Annotated in this window: 18 protein-coding genes and 3 tRNA genes; 19 read left to right on the top strand and 2 right to left on the bottom strand. The window is 65.9% G+C overall.

Annotation, left to right across the window (positions count from 1 at the left end; all coding sequences use genetic code 11):
- The first annotated feature begins 13 nt into the window (after positions 1-13).
- A complete protein-coding gene (gene argR, locus M6E97_RS18755; RefSeq protein WP_003085944.1) occupies positions 14-1,003 on the top strand; it encodes a transcriptional regulator ArgR in 990 nt (329 codons plus the stop codon).
- Positions 1,004-1,023: 20 nt separating this feature from the next.
- Here argR and M6E97_RS18750 read toward each other — a convergent pair whose 3' ends face one another.
- Positions 1,024-1,347 carry a hypothetical protein gene (locus M6E97_RS18750; protein ID WP_003134266.1) on the bottom strand — a complete coding sequence of 108 codons (324 nt, stop codon included), beginning with the start codon at positions 1,345-1,347 and terminating at the stop codon, positions 1,024-1,026.
- A 166-nt stretch (positions 1,348-1,513) separates the two neighbouring features.
- Between M6E97_RS18750 and aruC the strand changes: the two genes are divergently transcribed.
- From aruC to M6E97_RS18680, 14 genes are all read left to right on the top strand, one after another.
- Positions 1,514-2,734, top strand: coding sequence for a bifunctional succinylornithine transaminase/acetylornithine aminotransferase (gene aruC / locus M6E97_RS18745; RefSeq protein ID WP_003085948.1), 1,221 nt, complete (start codon positions 1,514-1,516; stop codon positions 2,732-2,734).
- Between the two features lie 198 nt (positions 2,735-2,932).
- Positions 2,933-3,949 carry an arginine/ornithine succinyltransferase subunit alpha gene (aruF, locus tag M6E97_RS18740; RefSeq protein WP_003085950.1) on the top strand — a complete coding sequence of 339 codons (1,017 nt, stop codon included), beginning with the start codon at positions 2,933-2,935 and terminating at the stop codon, positions 3,947-3,949.
- An 11-nt stretch (positions 3,950-3,960) separates the two neighbouring features.
- On the top strand, positions 3,961-4,983 hold the full coding sequence (gene astA / locus M6E97_RS18735; RefSeq protein ID WP_003110258.1) for an arginine N-succinyltransferase: 1,023 nt from the start codon (positions 3,961-3,963) through the stop codon (positions 4,981-4,983).
- A gap of 42 nt (positions 4,984-5,025) precedes the next feature.
- Entirely contained in the window at positions 5,026-6,492 is a 1,467-nt protein-coding gene (astD, locus tag M6E97_RS18730; RefSeq protein ID WP_079381513.1) for a succinylglutamate-semialdehyde dehydrogenase, read from the top strand.
- Positions 6,489-7,835 carry an N-succinylarginine dihydrolase gene (gene astB / locus M6E97_RS18725; protein WP_003085956.1) on the top strand — a complete coding sequence of 449 codons (1,347 nt, stop codon included), beginning with the start codon at positions 6,489-6,491 and terminating at the stop codon, positions 7,833-7,835. Before astD ends, astB begins: the two co-directional genes overlap by 4 nt.
- A gap of 13 nt (positions 7,836-7,848) precedes the next feature.
- Complete coding sequence (locus M6E97_RS18720) at positions 7,849-8,139, top strand: hypothetical protein (RefSeq protein ID WP_033939137.1); 291 nt, start codon at positions 7,849-7,851, stop codon at positions 8,137-8,139.
- Between the two features lie 13 nt (positions 8,140-8,152).
- Entirely contained in the window at positions 8,153-9,151 is a 999-nt protein-coding gene (gene astE, locus M6E97_RS18715) for a succinylglutamate desuccinylase (protein ID WP_003134260.1), read from the top strand.
- A 144-nt stretch (positions 9,152-9,295) separates the two neighbouring features.
- Positions 9,296-10,300 (top strand): low-specificity L-threonine aldolase, encoded by a 1,005-nt coding sequence (ltaE, locus tag M6E97_RS18710; RefSeq protein ID WP_033939139.1) that lies wholly within the window; start codon positions 9,296-9,298, stop codon positions 10,298-10,300.
- Positions 10,301-10,421: 121 nt separating this feature from the next.
- On the top strand, positions 10,422-13,046 hold the full coding sequence (gene alaS / locus M6E97_RS18705) for an alanine--tRNA ligase (RefSeq protein WP_023112293.1): 2,625 nt from the start codon (positions 10,422-10,424) through the stop codon (positions 13,044-13,046).
- Positions 13,047-13,193: 147 nt separating this feature from the next.
- Entirely contained in the window at positions 13,194-14,432 is a 1,239-nt protein-coding gene (locus M6E97_RS18700) for an aspartate kinase (RefSeq protein WP_003085971.1), read from the top strand.
- A gap of 184 nt (positions 14,433-14,616) precedes the next feature.
- The gene (gene csrA / locus M6E97_RS18695; RefSeq protein ID WP_003085981.1) at positions 14,617-14,802 is read left to right on the top strand and encodes a carbon storage regulator CsrA; all 186 of its coding nucleotides are present in this window, start codon (positions 14,617-14,619) and stop codon (positions 14,800-14,802) included.
- A 61-nt stretch (positions 14,803-14,863) separates the two neighbouring features.
- A tRNA-Ser gene (locus M6E97_RS18690) sits at positions 14,864-14,954 on the top strand.
- Positions 14,955-15,071: 117 nt separating this feature from the next.
- Positions 15,072-15,148: transfer RNA gene (locus tag M6E97_RS18685), tRNA-Arg, on the top strand.
- 111 nt (positions 15,149-15,259) lie between these two features.
- Positions 15,260-15,336: transfer RNA gene (locus M6E97_RS18680), tRNA-Arg, on the top strand.
- 97 nt (positions 15,337-15,433) lie between these two features.
- Here the strand turns inward: M6E97_RS18680 and alpR are convergent.
- Positions 15,434-16,147, bottom strand: a complete 714-nt coding sequence (gene alpR, locus M6E97_RS18675; RefSeq protein ID WP_003085982.1) for a transcriptional regulator AlpR — start codon at positions 16,145-16,147, stop codon at positions 15,434-15,436.
- A gap of 170 nt (positions 16,148-16,317) precedes the next feature.
- Here alpR and M6E97_RS18670 point away from each other — a divergent pair, with 170 nt between their 5' ends.
- The 4 genes from M6E97_RS18670 to M6E97_RS18655 all read left to right on the top strand — a co-directional run bounded on the left by M6E97_RS18670 (position 16,318) and on the right by M6E97_RS18655 (position 18,250).
- Positions 16,318-16,848 carry a hypothetical protein gene (locus M6E97_RS18670; RefSeq protein ID WP_023092154.1) on the top strand — a complete coding sequence of 177 codons (531 nt, stop codon included), beginning with the start codon at positions 16,318-16,320 and terminating at the stop codon, positions 16,846-16,848.
- A 164-nt stretch (positions 16,849-17,012) separates the two neighbouring features.
- On the top strand, positions 17,013-17,387 hold the full coding sequence (locus M6E97_RS18665) for a phage holin family protein (protein WP_003085986.1): 375 nt from the start codon (positions 17,013-17,015) through the stop codon (positions 17,385-17,387).
- The gene (locus tag M6E97_RS18660; protein WP_003085989.1) at positions 17,380-17,655 is read left to right on the top strand and encodes a phage holin family protein; all 276 of its coding nucleotides are present in this window, start codon (positions 17,380-17,382) and stop codon (positions 17,653-17,655) included. The genes M6E97_RS18665 and M6E97_RS18660 overlap by 8 nt, the downstream gene beginning before the upstream one ends.
- A 91-nt stretch (positions 17,656-17,746) precedes the next feature.
- Complete coding sequence (locus tag M6E97_RS18655; RefSeq protein ID WP_003159665.1) at positions 17,747-18,250, top strand: LIC_12616 family protein; 504 nt, start codon at positions 17,747-17,749, stop codon at positions 18,248-18,250.
- Positions 18,251-18,286 lie beyond the last annotated feature (36 nt).

Genomic DNA, 18,286 nt, shown 5'->3' with positions numbered 1-18,286 from the left:
CTAAGCTGCTCCCATGACTGCCCAACCCCAACGCATCGGTTTCCTCCTCTGGCCCGCCACCCGCGCGCTGACGCTATCGCTTGCCGAGGAAGCCCTGCGGGCGGCCCGGCGGTTGCACCCCGAGGCGCTCTACGAGCCGCTGTTCCTGCTCGCCGAAGCGCCGGCCGAAGAGGAGGGCTGGCGCCTGCCGGGAACGGCCTGGAACGGCAGGCTGGAGCAATGCTCGCGGCTGTTCCTGGTCGCCGACGAGGCGCCGGCGGCGGTGTCGCCAGCGCTGGGCCTGGCGCTCAAGCAACTGGCGCGTTCGGGAGCGGCGATCGGCGCGCTGTCCGCCGGCATCTACCCGCTGGCCCAGCTCGGCCTGCTCGACGGCTATCGCGCCGCGGTGCACTGGCGTTGGCACGATGACTTCACCGAGCGCTTCCCCAAGGTCATCGCCACCAACCACCTGTTCGAGTGGGATCGCGACCGCATGACCGCCTGCGGCGGCATGGCGGTACTCGACCTGCTGCTGGCGCTGCTGTCCCGCGACCATGGCGCTGAACTGGCCGGCGCGGTCTCGGAGGAGCTGGTGGTGGAGCGCATCCGCGAAGGCAACGAGCGCCAGCGCATCCCGCTGAAGAATCGCCTCGGCTCCAGCCATCCGAAGCTGACCCAGGCGGTACTGCTGATGGAAGCCAATATCGAGGAGCCACTGACCACCGACGAGATCGCCCAGCATGTGTGCGTTTCGCGGCGCCAGTTGGAACGGATCTTCAAGCAATACCTGAACCGCGTACCCAGCCAGTACTACCTGGAGCTGCGCCTGAACCGCGCGCGGCAGATGCTGATGCAGACCAGCAAGTCGATCATCCAGATCGGCCTGTCCTGCGGTTTCTCTTCCGGGCCGCACTTCTCCAGCGCCTACCGCAACTTCTTCGGCGTCACTCCGCGCGAGGACCGCAACCAGCGGCGCGGCGGCAGCGCCTTCGAGACGACCTTCACTCCCGTCGAACGCGGCTGATCGCCAACGGCGCGGCGGTTTCAGCCGGGCTTTGCGACGCCCCGGGAGGCGGATCGCCTCGGGAAGTCGCCGAGTTCGCGACGGGCCGTCGGAATGATCGCCTCCAGCAGTTCCAGCGGAACGTCGCTGGCGAACAGGTTGACCACGAAACGCCGGCCGGCGTCGTCGCGAAATACCTCGAACAGCGGCTGTTCGCCGCGCCAGCACTCCAGGCCGAGGCCGTCGCGCGGATTGACGTCGGAGGCGAAGACGAGACGGTAGTCGATTCCCTCGATGGGCATGGCTTGTTTCCCTGCTGTTCCCGCCCGCGGGGCGGCGTAGAAGAAGTATGCACCCGAGTGCATCGCGCGTTTACACTGCGCCTTCCCGATGCTTTCTGTCGCATTTCCGAAAGCCGCGGAAATTCCCGGGTTGGCGCTATAACAAGTTGTCGCATGGCGGCAATGCCGGCCCGGTCCCAATCCCTACAATCCTTTCATCGATAGCCGCCTTCAGGCAGGAGAAACACCGATGTCCGCTCCCCATGCGCAGGTAGAACGTGCCGATTTCGACCGGTATATGGTCCCCAACTACGCCCCCGCCGCCTTCATCCCGGTGCGAGGCGAGGGATCGCGCGTCTGGGACCAGAGCGGCCGCGAACTGATCGATTTCGCCGGCGGCATCGCCGTGACCTCCCTGGGCCACGCGCATCCGGCGCTGGTCAAGGCGCTCACCGAGCAGGCCCAGCGCATCTGGCACGTTTCCAACGTCTTCACCAACGAGCCGGCCCTGCGCCTGGCGCGCAAGCTGGTGGACGCCACCTTCGCCGAGCGGGTGTTCCTCGCCAACTCCGGCGCCGAGGCCAACGAGGCGGCCTTCAAGCTGGCTCGCCGCTACGCCAACGATGTCTACGGCCCGCAGAAGTACGAGATCATCGCCGCCAGCAACAGCTTCCACGGGCGCACCCTGTTCACCGTCAACGTCGGCGGCCAGCCGAAGTATTCCGATGGCTTCGGGCCCAAGTTCGAGGGTATCACCCACGTTCCCTACAACGACCTGGAAGCGCTGAAGGCGGCGATCTCCGACAAGACCTGCGCCGTGGTGCTGGAACCGATCCAGGGCGAGGGCGGCGTGCTGCCGGCGCAGCAGGCCTACCTGGAAGGGGCGCGCAAGCTGTGCGACGAGCACAACGCGCTGCTGGTCTTCGACGAGGTCCAGAGCGGCATGGGCCGGGTCGGCGAGCTGTTCGCCTACATGCACTACGGCGTGGTCCCGGACATCCTCTCCAGTGCCAAGAGCCTGGGCGGCGGCTTCCCTATCGGTGCGATGCTGACCACCGGCGAGATCGCCAAGCACCTGTCGGTCGGCACCCACGGCACCACCTACGGCGGCAACCCGCTGGCCTCGGCGGTGGCCGAGGCGGCGCTGGACGTGATCAATACCCCGGAAGTGCTGGATGGCGTGAAGGCCAAGCATGAGCGCTTCAAGTCCCGCCTGCAGAAGATCGGCCAGGAGTACGGCATCTTCGGCGAGATTCGCGGCATGGGCCTGCTGATCGGCGCGGCGCTGACCGACGAGTGGAAGGGCAAGGCCAGGGATGTGCTCAACGCCGCCGAGAAAGAGGCGGTCATGGTGCTCCAGGCCAGCCCGGACGTGGTGCGCTTCGCGCCGAGCCTGGTGATCGACGACGCCGAGATCGACGAAGGCCTGGAGCGCTTCGAGCGCGCCGTGGCCAAGCTGGTCCGCGGCTGAGCGAACCCACGGGGCCCCGGCGCAGGCCGGGGCACCCGATGCGACATCCCGGAGCGGCCCGCGCCGGAGCCGGGAACCGTGCCGCCGTGCGTGGCGCGGGATCTTCCCTGCTGTACGTTCGAAACCGTGGCACAGGAAGGTGCCGCGGTCCCGCGCATGGATGCGGCAATCATCGTTGTCTGAGAAAGGAGTGACGCCATGTTGGTGATGCGCCCCGCCCAAGCGGCCGACCTGCCACAGGTGCAGCGTCTGGCGGCGGACAGCCCGGTAGGCGTCACGTCCTTGCCGGATGACGCCGAACGCCTGCGCGACAAGATCCTCGCTTCCGAGGCCTCGTTCGCCGCGGAGGTAAGCTACAACGGCGAGGAAAGCTATTTCTTCGTCCTCGAAGACAGCGCCAGCGGCGAGCTGGTCGGCTGCTCGGCGATCGTCGCCTCGGCCGGGTTCTCGGAACCGTTCTACAGCTTCCGCAACGAAACCTTCGTGCACGCCTCGCGCTCGCTGTCGATCCACAACAAGATCCATGTCCTCTCGCTGTGCCACGACCTTACCGGCAACAGCCTGCTGACCAGTTTCTACGTACAGCGCGACCTGGTGCAGAGCGTCTATGCCGAACTCAACTCGCGCGGTCGCCTGCTGTTCATGGCCAGCCATCCGGAGCGCTTCGCCGACGCGGTGGTGGTGGAGATCGTCGGTTACAGCGACGAGCAGGGCGAATCGCCGTTCTGGAACGCGGTCGGGCGCAACTTCTTCGACCTGAACTACATCGAGGCGGAAAAGCTCTCCGGGCTGAAGAGCCGCACCTTCCTCGCCGAACTGATGCCGCACTATCCGATCTACGTGCCGCTGTTGCCGGATGCCGCCCAGGAATCCATGGGCCAGGTTCACCCGCGAGCGCAGATCACCTTCGACATCCTGATGCGCGAAGGCTTCGAGACCGACAACTACATCGACATCTTCGATGGCGGCCCGACCCTGCACGCGCGCACCTCGGGGATTCGCTCGATCGCCCAGAGCCGGGTGGTTCCGGTGAAGATCGGCGAGGCGCCGAAGAGCGGGCGTCCATACCTGGTCACCAACGGCCAGTTGCAGGACTTCCGCGCGGTCGTGCTGGACCTGGACTGGGCGCCCGGCAAGCCGGTGGCCCTGAGTGTTGAAGCCGCCGAGGCCCTGGGCGTCGGCGAAGGCGCCAGCGTGCGCCTGGTAGCGGTCTGAAGGAGCCAGTCATGATCGTACGTCCTGTTACCAGCGCCGACCTGCCGGCCCTGATCGAGCTGGCGCGCAGCACCGGCACCGGCCTGACCACCCTGCCGGCCAACGAGCAGCGCCTGCAGCATCGCGTCAGCTGGGCCGAGAAGGCCTTCCGTGGCGAGGCCGAACGCGGCGACGCCGACTACCTGTTCGTCCTCGAGGACGACGCCGGCAAGGTCGTCGGCATCTCCGCCATCGCCGGAGCGGTAGGGCTTCGCGAACCCTGGTACAACTACCGGGTCGGCCTCACCGTGAGCGCCTCGCAGGAACTCAACATCCATCGCGAGATCCCCACGCTGTTCCTGGCCAACGACCTGACCGGCAATTCCGAGCTGTGCTCGCTGTTCCTCCACGCCGACCACCGCAGCGGCCTCAACGGCAAGCTGCTGTCGCGCGCGCGCTTCCTGTTCATCGCCGAATTCCGCCACCTGTTCGGCGACAAGCTGATCGCCGAGATGCGCGGCATGTCCGACGAGGAGGGGCGTTCGCCATTCTGGGAAAGCCTCGGCCGGCACTTCTTCAAGATGGAATTCTCCCAGGCCGACTACCTCACAGGGGTCGGCAACAAGGCCTTCATCGCCGAACTGATGCCGAAGTTCCCGCTCTACACCTGCTTCCTCTCCGAGGAGGCGCGCGGGGTGATCGGCCGCGTCCATCCGAACACCGAGCCGGCGTTGGCCATGCTCAAGGCCGAGGGCTTCAGCTACCAGGGCTACGTCGACATCTTCGACGCCGGCCCGGCGATCGAGGCCGAGACCGACAAGATCCGCGCCATCGCCGAGAGCCAGAACCTGGTGCTGGCGGTGGGCACTCCCGGCGACGACGCCGAGCCCTACCTGATCCACAACCGCAAGCGCGAAGACTGTCGCATCACCGCCGCGCCGGCGCGGGCCGCCGCCGGCACCCTGGTGGTCGATCCGCTGACCGCCAAGCGCCTGCGCCTGTCGGCCGGCGCCTCGGTACGCGCGGTGCCGCTGTCGGCGCAGAAGCGCGCTTGAAAGCCTGATGGAGGCGTCCCGGCGAGGGCGCCCGAGGAGTCGATGATGAGTACCCATTACATTGCCGGCCAGTGGCTGGCGGGCCAGGGCGAGACCCTGGAGTCCCTCGACCCGGTTGGCCAGGGCGTGGTCTGGTCCGGGCGCGGCGCTGACGCCGCCCAGGTCGATGCCGCCGTGCGTGCCGCCCGCGAGGCCTTCCCGGCCTGGGCGCGGCGCCCGCTGGAGCAGCGCATCGAGTTGCTCGAGCGCTTCGCTGCGACCCTCAAGTCCCGCGCCGACGAGCTGGCCCGGGCGATCGGCGAGGAAACCGGCAAGCCGCTGTGGGAGTCGGCCACCGAAGTGACCAGCATGGTCAACAAGGTGGTGATCTCGGTGCAGGCGTTCCGCGAGCGCACCGGCGAGAAGTCCGGTCCGCTGGCCGACGCCACCGCCGTGCTGCGGCACAAGCCGCATGGCGTGGTGGCGGTATTCGGTCCCTACAATTTCCCCGGCCACCTGCCCAACGGGCATATCGTCCCGGCGCTGCTGGCCGGTAACTGCGTGGTGTTCAAGCCCAGCGAGCTGACCCCGAAGGTCGCCGAGCTGACGCTCAAGGCCTGGATCGAGGCCGGCCTGCCGGCCGGCGTGCTCAACCTGGTCCAGGGCGGTCGCGAAACCGGCGTCGCGCTGGCCGCCCACCGTGGGCTCGACGGTCTGTTCTTCACCGGCTCCAGTCGCACCGGCAACCTGCTGCACAGCCAGTTCGGCGGCCAGCCGCAGAAAATCCTGGCGCTGGAGATGGGCGGCAACAACCCGCTGGTGGTGGAGGAGGTCGCCGACCTCGACGCCGCCGTCTACACCATCATCCAGTCCGCCTTCATCTCCGCCGGCCAGCGCTGCACCTGCGCCCGCCGCCTGCTGGTGCCGCAGGGCGCCTGGGGCGACGCACTGCTGGCGCGCCTGGTGGCGGTCAGCGCTACCCTGCGGGTCGGCCGCTTCGACGAACAGCCGGCGCCGTTCATGGGCGCGGTGATTTCGCTGAGCGCCGCCGAGCACCTGCTCAAGGCCCAGGAGCATTTGATCGGCAAGGGCGCACAGCCGCTGCTGGCGATGACCCAGCCGATCGACGGCGCCGCCCTGCTGACCCCGGGCATCCTCGACGTCAGCGCGGTGGCCGAGCGACCGGACGAAGAGTTCTTCGGGCCGTTGTTGCAAGTGATCCGCTACTCCGATTTCGCTGCGGCGATCCGTGAAGCCAACGCCACCCAGTACGGCCTGGCCGCCGGGCTGCTGTCGGATTCCCGCGAGCGTTTCGAGCAGTTCCTCGTGGAAAGCCGCGCCGGCATCGTCAACTGGAACAAGCAGCTCACCGGCGCCGCCAGCAGCGCGCCGTTCGGCGGTATCGGCGCGTCCGGCAACCACCGGCCGAGCGCCTACTACGCCGCCGATTACTGCGCCTATCCGGTCGCCTCGCTGGAAAGCCCCAGCGTGTCCCTTCCTGCCACCCTGACTCCCGGGATCAGCCTATGAATGCCCATGAAGTGAATTTCGACGGCCTGGTCGGCCCGACCCACAACTACGGCGGCCTGTCCTACGGCAATGTCGCTTCGCAAAGCAACAGCCAGGCGGTGTCCAACCCGAAGGAAGCGGCGAAGCAGGGCCTGGCGAAGATGAAGGCGTTGATGGAGATGGGTTTCAAGCAGGGGGTGCTCGCCCCGCAAGCCCGCCCGGATACCGCTGCGCTACGTAGCCTGGGCTTCTCCGGCAGCGACGAGGAGGTGATCCGCCGCGCGGCGAAGGAAGCGATGCCTCTCCTCGCCGCCTGCAGTTCGGCGTCGAGCATGTGGACCGCCAATGCCGCCACGGTCAGCCCGAGCGCCGACACCGCCGACGGCCGCGTGCATTTCACCGCGGCCAACCTGAACTGCAAGTTCCACCGATCCATCGAGCATCCCACCACCAGCCGCGTGCTGGCGGCGATGTTCAACGACGAGCGGCATTTCGCCCATCACGCGGCGCTGCCGGCGGTGAGCCAGTTCGGCGACGAAGGCGCGGCCAACCACACGCGCTTCTGCAAGGACTATGGCGATGCCGGCGTGGAGTTCTTCGTCTTCGGTCGCAGCGCCTTCGACAGTCGCTTCCCGGCGCCGCAACGCTATCCGGCGCGCCAGACCCTGGAAGCCTGCCAGGCGGTCGCGCGCCTGCACGGGCTGAGCGAGGCCGGAGTGGTCTACGCTCAACAGAACCCGGCGGTAATCGACCAGGGCGTGTTCCACAACGATGTGATCTCGGTGGGCAATGGCGAGGTGCTGTTCCATCACGAGGACGCCTTCCTCGATACCGAGAAGGTCCTTGCCGAACTGCACGACAAGCTTGGCCGCCGCGGCGGCCGCTTCCGCGCCATCTGCGTGCCGCGCGACCAGGTCGCGGTGGAGGACGCGGTGAAGTCCTATCTGTTCAACAGCCAACTGCTGTCGAAGGCCGACGGTTCGATGCTGCTGGTGGTACCGGAGGAGTGTCGGAACAACCCGCGGGTCTGGAACTACCTGGACCAGCTCACCGGCGACGACGGCCCGATCCGCGAAGTGAAGGTCTTCGACCTCAAGCAGAGCATGCAGAACGGCGGCGGCCCGGCCTGCCTGCGCTTGCGCGTGGCGCTGCAGGAGCGGGAGCTGGCGGCGGTGAATCCGGGGGTGATCATGAGCGCCGGCCTGTACGACACGCTGGTAGCCTGGGTCGACCGGCACTACCGCGACCGCCTGAGCGAAACCGACCTGGCCGACCCGCAACTGCTGCTGGAGTGCCGGACGGCATTGGATGAACTGACGCAGATCCTTAAACTGGGCTCGGTTTATTCCTTCCAACTCGATTGAGAGCCTCGCCACCATGTCCGATAGCCTGCAACTGATCCTCGAAGATAACGACGGCACCCAGCTGGAAACTTCCTGCACCCGTTTCGCCGTGGTCTGGCAGGGCAAGGAAGTGTGGGTCCAGCAAGCCGGCAACGGCCAGTTGCTGATCGGCGTCGACGTCGAAGACGGCGATACCGAATACACCAACCTGCTGCTGCGGCCGATGGCGACCAACCTGGTCAGCCTGCAACTGGAGATGGAGCCGATCGAAGAGGGCGACGACCACGAGCACGGCCCCGACTGCGGCTGCGACCACACCCACTGACTGAGGACATCCCATGCTCGCCCTCGGCAAACTGCTCGACTTGACCCTGGCCGGCCGCGAGCCGACCGAGAAGATCCAGCTCACCGCCGACGGCACCCGCCTGCACTGGCTGGCCGAGGGCGCGCTGGAAGTCACGCCGATCGGCGCCCGCGACAACGGCGTCGACCTGTTGCTCTCGGCCGGTATCCACGGCAACGAGACCGCGCCCATCGAACTGCTCGAACGGCTGATCCGCAAGGTCGCCGCGGGCACCCTCAAGCCTGCCGCCAGGGTCCTCTTCCTGTTCGGCAATCCCGAGGCCATCCGCCGCGGCGAGCGCTACGTCGAACAGGACATGAACCGCCTGTTCAACGGTCGCCACGAGGAGGGCAGCGGCAACGAGGCCTTCCGTGCCGCCGAGCTGGAGCGCCTGGCCCAGGTGTTCTTCAGCAAGACCGAGCGAGTCCACCTGCACTACGACCTGCATACCGCGATCCGCGGCTCGAAGATCGAGCAGTTCGCCCTCTACCCCTGGGCCGAGGGCCGCGAGCATTCCCGCAGCGAACTGGCCCGCCTGCGCGACGCCGGCATCGAGGCGGTGCTGTTGCAGAACAAGCCGGGCATCACCTTCAGCGCCTACACCTACGGCCAGCTCGGCGCGGAGGCCTTTACCCTGGAACTGGGCAAGGCACGTCCGTTCGGAGAGAACCAGGAGGTCAACCTGGAGCGCCTGGAGCGGAGCCTGGAGCTGCTGATCGACGGCAGCGAGGAACAGCCGGACGGCTCCCGGCTCGACGGCCTCAAGCTGTTCAGCGTGTCGCGCGAGGTGATCAAGCACAGCGACCACTTCCGCCTGCACCTCGACGATGACGTGGCCAACTTCACCGAACTCTCGCCGGGCTACCTGCTGGCCGAGGATATCGGCGGTACGCGCTGGGTGGTGGACGAGGTCGGCGCGCGCATCATCTTCCCCAATCCACGGGTGAAGAACGGCCTGCGCGCCGGAATCCTGGTGGTGCCGGCCAAGCTCTGAGGCGTATCGGCCTTCCCTCTCGATCATGACGGAGCGCTTCGGCGCTCCGTTTCCGTTGCGGCCGGGAAGATTTCCCGACTTCCCTTGTGGCTGTCGGTAGAGCGCCGTAGGATCGGGCTTTTCCGCCGAACCGAGGAGCCCTCCGTGCCTGTCATCGACCTGCGCAGCGACACCGTCACCCAGCCCACCGCCGGCATGCGCGAAGCCATGGCCGCGGCCGAACTGGGCGACGACGTCTATGGCGAGGACCCTACGGTCAACCGCCTGGAGGCCGAACTGGCGGCGCGCCTGGGCTTCGCCGCGGCGCTCTTCGTACCGACCGGGACCATGAGCAACCTGCTCGGATTGATGGCCCACTGCGAGCGCGGCGACGAATACATCGTCGGCCAGCAGGCGCATACCTACAAATACGAGGGCGGCGGTGCCGCGGTGCTGGGCTCGATCCAGCCGCAGCCGATCGACGGCGAGGCCGACGGATCGCTCGACCTGGACAAGGTCGCGGCGGCGATCAAGGCCGACGACTTCCATTTCGCCAGGACCCGCCTGCTGGCCCTGGAAAACACCATGCAGGGCAAGGTGCTGCCGCTCGACTACCTGGCCGCGGCGCGCGCTTTCACTCGCGCGCGTGGCCTGGCCCTGCACCTGGATGGCGCGCGCCTGTACAACGCGGCGGTGAAGCTGGGCGTAGACGCCAGCGAAATCACCCGGCACTTCGACTCGGTGTCGGTGTGCCTGTCCAAGGGCCTCGGTGCGCCGGTGGGCTCGGTGCTTTGCGGCAGCGTCGAACTGATCGGCAAGGCCCGTCGCTGGCGCAAGATGGTCGGCGGCGGGATGCGCCAGGCCGGTCTGCTGGCGGCTGCCGGCCTGTACGCCCTCGATCACCAGGTGGCACGCCTGGCCGACGACCACGCCAACGCCGCGCGCCTGGGCGACGGGCTGCGCGAACTGGGCTATGCGGTGGAGCCGGTGCAGACCAACATGGTCTACGTCGATCTCGGCGAGCGGGCGGTCGCGCTGCGCGACTTCCTCGCCGAGCGCGAGGTGCGGATCAGCGCGGCGGCGCGTTTGCGCCTGGTCACCCACCTGGACGTTTCCGCCGAGTCCATAGGACAAGTACTGGATGCCTTCGCGGCCTTTCGTCGCTCATAAGCGAAAAGGTCGGCAATAGGCAATAACTATCGCGCAAATACACTACAACCTTGCCCAAGGGCCGATATAATGCGGCCCTTTGCCGGCGATTCGTGGCCGCCAATTTTCCGTGGAAGAACCTATGAAAAGCGCTGAAATCCGTGAAGCCTTCCTCCGCTTCTTCGAAGAGAAGGGACACACCCGTGTCGCTTCCAGTTCGCTGATCCCGGCGAACGATCCGACCCTGCTGTTCACCAACGCGGGCATGAACCAGTTCAAGGACTGCTTCCTCGGCCTGGAAAAGCGCGCCTACACCCGTGCGACCACCAGCCAGAAATGCGTGCGCGCCGGCGGCAAGCACAACGACCTGGAAAACGTCGGCTACACCGCGCGGCACCACACCTTCTTCGAAATGCTGGGCAACTTCAGCTTCGGCGACTATTTCAAGCGCGACGCCATTCATTACGCCTGGGAGTTCCTCACCGGCGAGAAATGGCTGAACCTGCCCAAGGAAAAGCTCTGGGTCACCGTCTACGCCACCGACGACGAGGCCTACGACATCTGGACCAAGGAAGTCGGCGTGCCCGCCGAGCGTATGGTGCGGATCGGCGACAACAAGGGCGCGCCCTATGCGTCCGACAACTTCTGGGCGATGGGCGATACCGGACCCTGCGGTCCCTGCACCGAGATCTTCTTCGACCATGGGCCGGAGATCTGGGGCGGCCCGCCCGGTTCGCCGGAAGAGGACGGCGACCGCTACATCGAGATCTGGAACAACGTGTTCATGCAGTTCAACCGCACCGCGGACGGCGTCATGCACCCGCTGCCGGCGCCGAGCGTGGACACCGGCATGGGCCTGGAGCGCGTCAGCGCGGTACTCCAGCACGTGCACTCGAACTATGAGATCGACCTGTTCCAGAACCTGCTGAAAGCCTCCGCCGAGGCCATCGGCTGCGCCAACGACGACGCGCCGTCGCTGAAGGTGGTAGCCGACCACATCCGTTCCTGCAGCTTCCTGATCGCCGACGGCGTGCTGCCGTCCAACGAAGGTCGCGGCTACGTCTTGCGGCGGATCATCCGCCGCGCCTGCCGCCACGGCAACAAGCTGGGCGCCAGGGGCACCTTCTTCCACAAGATCGTCGCAGCGCTGGTCGCCGAGATGGGCGATGCCTTCCCCGAGCTGAAGCAACAGCAGGCACACATCGAGCGCGTGCTGAAGACCGAGGAAGAGCAGTTCGCCAAGACCCTGGAGCAAGGCCTGAAGATCCTCGAACAGGACCTTGCCGAACTGCAGGGCAGCGTGATTCCCGGCAACGTGGTGTTCAAGCTGTACGACACCTATGGCTTCCCGGTCGACCTGACCAATGACATCGCCCGCGAGCGCGAGCTGACCATCGACGAGGACGGCTTCGAGCGCGAGATGGAGGCCCAGCGCGAGCGCGCCCGCGCTTCCAGCGCCTTTGGCATGGACTACAACAGCCTGGTCAAGGTCGACGGCGAGACCCGCTTCCTCGGCTACCAGGGTGTCTCCGGCGCTGGACAGATCGTCGCGCTGTTCAGGGACGGCCAGGCCGTCGAGCGCCTGGAGGAGGGCGAGGAGGGCGTCGTGGTCCTCGACCAGACGCCGTTCTACGCCGAGTCCGGCGGCCAGGTCGGCGACAGTGGCTACCTCGAGGCGGCTGGCGTGCGCTTCGACGTGCGCGATACCACCAAGGCCGGCGGCGCGCACCTGCACCACGGCGTGGTCGCCCGGGGCAACCTGAGCGTCGGCGCCGCGGTCAAGGCCGAGGTCGACGCTTCGGTACGCCAGGCCACCGCGCTCAACCACTCCGCGACCCACCTGCTGCATGCCGCGCTGCGCCAGGTACTGGGCGACCACGTACAACAGAAGGGCTCGCTGGTGGACAGCCAGCGCCTGCGTTTCGACTTTAGCCACTTCGAGGCGATCAAGGCGGAACAACTGAAGGCCCTGGAGGATATCGTCAACGCCGAAATCCGTCGCAACACCGAGGTCGAGACCGAGGAAACCGATATCGACACCGCCAAGGCCAAGGGCGCCATGGCGCTGTTCGGCGAGAAGTACGGCGACCAGGTGCGCGTGCTGAGCATGGGCGGCGATTTCTCCGTCGAGCTGTGCGGTGGCACCCACGTATCCCGCACCGGCGACATCGGCCTGTTCAAGATCACCAGCGAGGGTGGCGTGGCTGCCGGCGTACGCCGTATCGAGGCGGTCACCGGCGCGGCGGCGCTGGCCTACCTGAACGGTGCCGAGGAGCAGCTCAAGGAAGCCGCCAGCCTGGTCAAGGGCAGCCGCGATAACCTGCTGGACAAGCTCGGCGCACTGCTGGAGCGCAACCGCTCGCTGGAGAAGGAGCTGGAACAGCTCAAGGCCAAGGCTGCCAGCGCGGCCGGCGACGACCTTTCGGCGGCAGCGGTGGAAATCAAGGGCGCGAAGGTACTCGCCGCGCGCCTCGATGGTCTGGACGGCAAGGCGCTGCTGGCGCTGGTCGACCAGTTGAAGAACAAGCTCGGCCGCGCAGTGATCCTGCTCGGCGGCGAGCTGGACGGGAAGGTCGTACTGGTCGCAGGCGTGACCCAGGACCTGACCGGCCAACTGAAGGCCGGCGAGCTTATGAAGCAAGCCGCGGCGGCAGTTGGTGGCAAAGGTGGCGGACGCCCGGATATGGCCCAGGGCGGCGGCACCGATGCAGCGAAATTGGACGAGGCCCTGGCCCTGGCCCAGCGCTTCGTCGAGCAAGGGCTCTGATGCCATGCCGGCCCCGCGCCAGAGCGACGCGGGGCCGGGCGGCCAGCGCCCCTTGATGCCCGGCCGGCGGTGCGCCCCGCCAGTCCGGGTAGCGAAAGAATGTGGCAGGTTCAAAAGGGCGCCCTTCACGGAATCAGGCGGTTTGAAATGGCTTTGATCGTACAGAAGTTTGGAGGGACCTCCGTCGGCACCGTCGAGCGTATCGAGCAGGTGGCCGAGAAGGTGAAGAAATTCCGCGAAGCGGGCGATGACGTCGTCGTGGTGGTATCCGCCATGAGCGGCGAGACCAACCGTCTGATCGGCCTGGCCAACCAGATCATGGAGCAGCCGGTTCCGCGCGAACTGGACGTCATGGTCTCGACCGGAGAGCAGGTGACCATCGCCCTGCTCAGCATGGCCCTGATCAAGCGCGGCGTGCCGGCGGTCTCCTATACCGGCAACCAGGTGCGTATCCTCACCGACAGCGCGCACACCAAGGCGCGCATCCTGCACATCGACGACACCCATATCCGCGCCGACCTCAAGGCCGGCAGGGTAGTGGTGGTCGCCGGTTTCCAGGGCGTCGACGGCAACGGCAACATCACCACGCTGGGCCGCGGCGGTTCCGATACCACCGGGGTGGCCCTGGCGGCGGCGTTGAAGGCCGACGAATGCCAGATCTACACCGACGTCGACGGCGTCTACACCACCGATCCGCGCGTAGTGCCGCAGGCCCGCCGGCTGGACAAGATCACCTTCGAGGAAATGCTGGAAATGGCCAGCCTCGGTTCCAAGGTGCTGCAGATCCGGGCGGTCGAGTTCGCCGGCAAGTACAACGTTCCGCTGCGCGTGCTGCACAGCTTCCAGGAGGGTCCGGGCACCCTCATTACTATCGATGATGAAGAGGAATCCATGGAACAGCCGATCATCTCCGGCATCGCCTTCAACCGCGACGAAGCCAAGCTGACCATCCGTGGCGTACCCGATACCCCCGGCGTGGCCTTCAAGATCCTCGGGCCGATCAGTGCCGCCAATGTGGAAGTCGACATGATCGTGCAGAACGTGGCGCACGATAACACCACCGACTTCACCTTCACGGTGCATCGCAACGATTACCTGAACGCCCTGGAAATTCTCAAGCAGACCGCCGCCAACATCGGCGCGCGCGAAGCCATCGGCGACACCAACATCGCCAAGGTTTCCATCGTCGGCGTCGGCATGCGTTCGCACGCCGGCGTGGCCAGCCGCATGTTCGAGGCGCTGGCCAAGGAAAGCATCAACATCCAGATGATCTCCACCTCGGAAATCAAGGTTTCCGTGGTGATCGAAGAGAAGTACCTGGAACTGGCGGTACGTGCCCTGCACACGGCGTTCGAGCTCGACGCGCCGGCGCGACAGGGTGAGTGACGCTGGCAGGCGAAAGGCGCGGCAACCCCGCGCCTTTTGTCGTTTTTGACCGTTCGGCAGGAACTTTCATTCCGGCGGGACTGGTCAATACTGGGTGAAGGATCGCGCTCTTGATTTCTGCGGATCCGCCGCCATTTCTTTTTTGCAGACTGTTGTCCTGAAATATTCGCGTGAGGAGAAAGGAATGCTGATTCTGACTCGTCGGGTCGGAGAGACCCTGATGGTAGGTGACGACGTCACCGTGACGGTACTGGGTGTCAAAGGGAACCAGGTGCGCATCGGCGTCAACGCGCCGAAGGAAGTCGCCGTGCACCGGGAGGAAATTTACCAGCGCATCCAGAAAGAGAAAGATCAAGAGCCAAACCATTAATTTTTATCTAATTTTCCCTTTGCAAACGGGGTAAAGATGGGTATCATGCGCCCCGTGTTGCGGAGAGGTGGCCGAGTGGCCGAAGGCGCTCCCCTGCTAAGGGAGTACACCTCAAAAGGGTGTCGGGGGTTCGAATCCCCCCCTCTCCGCCATTCAAGTGTTAGAGATTGATTCAGGCGGCGAAAGCCATCTTGGTAACTAAGTTACTGATTTGATTGAAAAAATCGCTTGACGGATAAAATCCACAATCTATAATGCGCCCCCACGACGCACTCATAGCTCAGCTGGATAGAGTACTCGGCTACGAACCGAGCGGTCGGAGGTTCGAATCCTCCTGAGTGCGCCATATTTCGAAGGGTTCCTCTAGTCAGGGGCTCGACGGACGAAGGATCGACAGTTGCGGTCTTTCACGGTAAAACAAGCGTTACCGGCAGGTGGCCGGAAAAAGCACCGACACGCACTCATAGCTCAGCTGGATAGAGTACTCGGCTACGAACCGAGCGGTCGGAGGTTCGAATCCTCCTGAGTGCGCCATACCGAAAGGGCCTGCAGCAATGCAGGCCCTTTTTCTTTGCCCGGGATTTTTCTTCCGCCGGAACGCGGCCCCGTCGTCAGGCGGGGCGGGAAGGGGTCAGACCAGCACCGAGTACCAGAACACCCGGCCGATCACGTTGATGTGCTCGGCGGCTTCCTGGGGCTCGTAGCGCTCGTCCGGGTGCTCGTCGCTGTTGAAGCTGCGAATGCGCAGGCCGCCGCCCGGAAGGCGGTAGAGCAGTTTCACGCGCAGTTGGCCGTCGTGGTCGAAGGCGTACATGTCGCCGTCCTTGATCGTCCGCGCGCTAGTGTCCACGCCTACCGTGCTGCCGTCCGGCAGCACCGGCTCCATGCTGTTGCCGCTGACCGTGACGCAGGCGGCACTGGCCGGATCGATGTTCTTCTTGCGCAGGGTGTACTTGCCGAAGCGCAGCTTGCGCCCGCCGGTCTGCAGGATCACCGTGCTGCCCTTGCCGCCGGACAGCTCGATCTCCTTGTAGAAGGGCAGTTCGATCTCGTCGGCATCCAGGGGCGTTTCGTCGTCCCATGACTCTACTGCGCCAAGCCAACTGGCATTGGGTCCTGCGTTCGCCTGGCCGCGCTCGGCGAGCATCTCGCCGCGACCTTCCGCCAGCCACAGGGGGTTGACGCCGCAGGCGCCGGCGATCTGCGCGACGAAGCTGGTGGCGCGGGACTTGCCGCGCTCCAGATCGGAAATGGAGGTCTGGGTCATGCCTACCGCCTGGGCAAGCTGGACCTGGCTGAGATGGGCGTGCTTGCGCGCCGCCTTGATGCGATCTTTGAGTTCCATAGGGGGCAAGACTAAGGGTGTGCCTGTGGCATTGCAAGCGTCCGCATATGGGTATTACCATAATTTCAGCGCTTTCCTACTCGCCTCGGGTAGGACGGCGGCCCAACACAGCCACTGCGGGTGGCTAATGCGAGCGGCTAGCCAGGTGGGCCGGCCAAGGAGGGAATACCATGTTTCAAAGTACCGAGCAGGCGCTGGCCGTGGCCTACTGGATGTTCGAGCACCAGCCGGGACCGAAGTCGTCGACGGCGATGGTGATCGATGGCCTGCGCGAGCGCTTCGATCGCAGCTTCATCGAACACCTGCCCAGCGGTTTGAGTCCGCACGAATGGCAGGCCCAGGCGGTGATGACCGTGCGTTTCGCCCAGCGCCAGCTGGCTGCGCACCCACTGGAGCTGGCGGTGGTGCGGGCCGAGTTCGCCCGCGGGCGGGATTTCGTCCTTGGCCTGGCGGCTTTGCGCGACTGGCTGAAGCCCGGGGCCGACCCGATCGAGCAGCGGGCAACCCTGGCCTTGCTGATGCGCATGTTCCGTCGTCCGCCGTCGAGCATCCGCGAGATCGAGCGACTCAGCGGCCTGTCGAAGAGCACCCTGCATCGCTGGGACAAGGAATGGCGCGAGCGGATCGTCGCTTTGCTGCACCAGGCCTTGCAGCGACTGGAGGAGCCGATGGCGGAGGTGGGGATCGTGTGCGAGCGCTAAAAAAATTTCTATATGAAAACGGGTTTTCCCATATTGACGCTATGGGACGATAAAGGTATAAATTCTCCACGATTGAAATTCCTCTGGCCGAAGCCCGCCGATGCGGGCTTCGGCCGTTCCGGGCCCGCCTTTTCGGCGGGCCTTTGCATTTCCGGGAGTCATCCATGTCCGAGCCAAGCTCTGCGGCCTCCGCCGCCAGCGCAATGGCTGGCGTCGGCCTGGCCATGTACCTGCCGGGTATCGATGGCAACGCCTTGCTGGGAGGCTTCGGCGGCGCCATCTTCTTTGTCGTGTTCGCCCGTGACTACAACGCCCTGACCCGCCTCGGCTATCTGCTGGTGTCCTGGGTCGGCGGCTATTACGCCGGAATCGAGGCGCTCGGCCGCGGGTTGACCCAGACCAGCGGCATGGCCGCCTTCGTCGCCGCGACCCTGTGCGTGACCGGCGGCATCGGCATGCTCGAGTGGATGCGTGGCGGTGAACTGCCCAACTGGATGCGCGGGCTGTTGCGCCGCCGGGGAGGCAAGTCCGATGGTTGACCCGCTGTCCACCCTGACCGTGCTGGTCTGCTCGGCGATCTGCATGCGCCTGATCACCTATCGCCGCGCCGGCGCGCGTTTCCGCCCCGGCGTTTCCCTGTGCGCCTACCTGCTGGCGTTGTGCACCGGCTGCCAGGCGCTGGGAATAGTGGCCGGGTTGTATCGTGCCGAGCACCTCTCGCCGTGGATGCTCGGGGTACTGCTGGTGCTGCTGGTCCTGCTGTTGCAGGCGCGCGGCAACCTGGCGCGGGTCCTGCGCCTGCATTGAACGAACGTACTTCGCTCCGGCCTGGCCGGCGGTTGTATCCGCCGCGTCGGTGCCTGTCCGTCATCCATCCATCCTGAAAAAGGAGTTCGCCATGTCCAGTGCAACCGTGCGCCTGGATCACGCCGCCCTGCGCGAAACGTTGCGGCAGTTGTTCGGCCTGCCCGCCGGCAGCGTCATCGATGCCGATCAACTGCTGGCCCCGCCGGCCATCCCCTTCATGACCTTGCGCCTGGAGTCCTCGAGCCTGCTTGGCAAGGTGCGGCGGGAGTTTTCCGCCAGTGGCGAGCAGGAGTCCCTGCTGGCCAGTTGCGAGAGCATCTTTCGCCTGACCTGGCATGGTCCCGAGGCGCACCAGTACCTGCAGGATGCCCGCTGCCTGCTGCAGTCAGGCAATGCCGGCGAGCGCCTGCGCGTGCTGAAGGCCAGCCTGCTGCGCCTGACGCCCATCGAAAACCTGTCCGTCGTGCAGGATGGCCAGGCGCTGGGGCAGGCTCGTTTCGACCTTGTTCTCGCTCACGAACACGTGCTGCTCGTCGACCTCGAGCGCACCGCTTCCGGGCAGGCCTCCGGGGGGACGGGTGGAACGGCTTCCTAGAGGTCGTTGCGATGCATCGTAGCGATGCCATCCATA

The organism is Pseudomonas sp. B111 (assembly GCF_026428275.1).
Classification (GTDB): domain Bacteria; phylum Pseudomonadota; class Gammaproteobacteria; order Pseudomonadales; family Pseudomonadaceae; genus Pseudomonas; species Pseudomonas aeruginosa.
Note: the sequence above shows the minus strand (reverse complement) of the source record. Positions and strands in the feature narration are given on the sequence as shown.

Bases quoted from the DNA above. Each gene is read 5' to 3' on its own strand.
- astB (WP_003085956.1), top strand. From the start codon at position 6,489: ATGAATGCCCATGAAGTGAATTTCGACGGCCTGGTCGGCCCGACCCAC.
- M6E97_RS18670 (WP_023092154.1), top strand. From the start codon at position 16,318: ATGTTTCAAAGTACCGAGCAGGCGCTGGCCGTGGCCTACTGGATGTTC.
- M6E97_RS18700 (WP_003085971.1), top strand. From the start codon at position 13,194: ATGGCTTTGATCGTACAGAAGTTTGGAGGGACCTCCGTCGGCACCGTC.
- M6E97_RS18665 (WP_003085986.1), top strand. From the start codon at position 17,013: ATGTCCGAGCCAAGCTCTGCGGCCTCCGCCGCCAGCGCAATGGCTGGC.
- M6E97_RS18660 (WP_003085989.1), top strand. From the start codon at position 17,380: ATGGTTGACCCGCTGTCCACCCTGACCGTGCTGGTCTGCTCGGCGATC.
- astD (WP_079381513.1), top strand. From the start codon at position 5,026: ATGATGAGTACCCATTACATTGCCGGCCAGTGGCTGGCGGGCCAGGGC.
- M6E97_RS18750 (WP_003134266.1), bottom strand. From the start codon at position 1,347: ATGCACTCGGGTGCATACTTCTTCTACGCCGCCCCGCGGGCGGGAACA.
- aruC (WP_003085948.1), top strand. From the start codon at position 1,514: ATGTCCGCTCCCCATGCGCAGGTAGAACGTGCCGATTTCGACCGGTAT.
- argR (WP_003085944.1), top strand. From the start codon at position 14: ATGACTGCCCAACCCCAACGCATCGGTTTCCTCCTCTGGCCCGCCACC.
- M6E97_RS18720 (WP_033939137.1), top strand. From the start codon at position 7,849: ATGTCCGATAGCCTGCAACTGATCCTCGAAGATAACGACGGCACCCAG.
- astE (WP_003134260.1), top strand. From the start codon at position 8,153: ATGCTCGCCCTCGGCAAACTGCTCGACTTGACCCTGGCCGGCCGCGAG.
- aruF (WP_003085950.1), top strand. From the start codon at position 2,933: ATGTTGGTGATGCGCCCCGCCCAAGCGGCCGACCTGCCACAGGTGCAG.
- alpR (WP_003085982.1), bottom strand. From the start codon at position 16,147: ATGGAACTCAAAGATCGCATCAAGGCGGCGCGCAAGCACGCCCATCTC.
- csrA (WP_003085981.1), top strand. From the start codon at position 14,617: ATGCTGATTCTGACTCGTCGGGTCGGAGAGACCCTGATGGTAGGTGAC.
- alaS (WP_023112293.1), top strand. From the start codon at position 10,422: ATGAAAAGCGCTGAAATCCGTGAAGCCTTCCTCCGCTTCTTCGAAGAG.
- M6E97_RS18655 (WP_003159665.1), top strand. From the start codon at position 17,747: ATGTCCAGTGCAACCGTGCGCCTGGATCACGCCGCCCTGCGCGAAACG.
- astA (WP_003110258.1), top strand. From the start codon at position 3,961: ATGATCGTACGTCCTGTTACCAGCGCCGACCTGCCGGCCCTGATCGAG.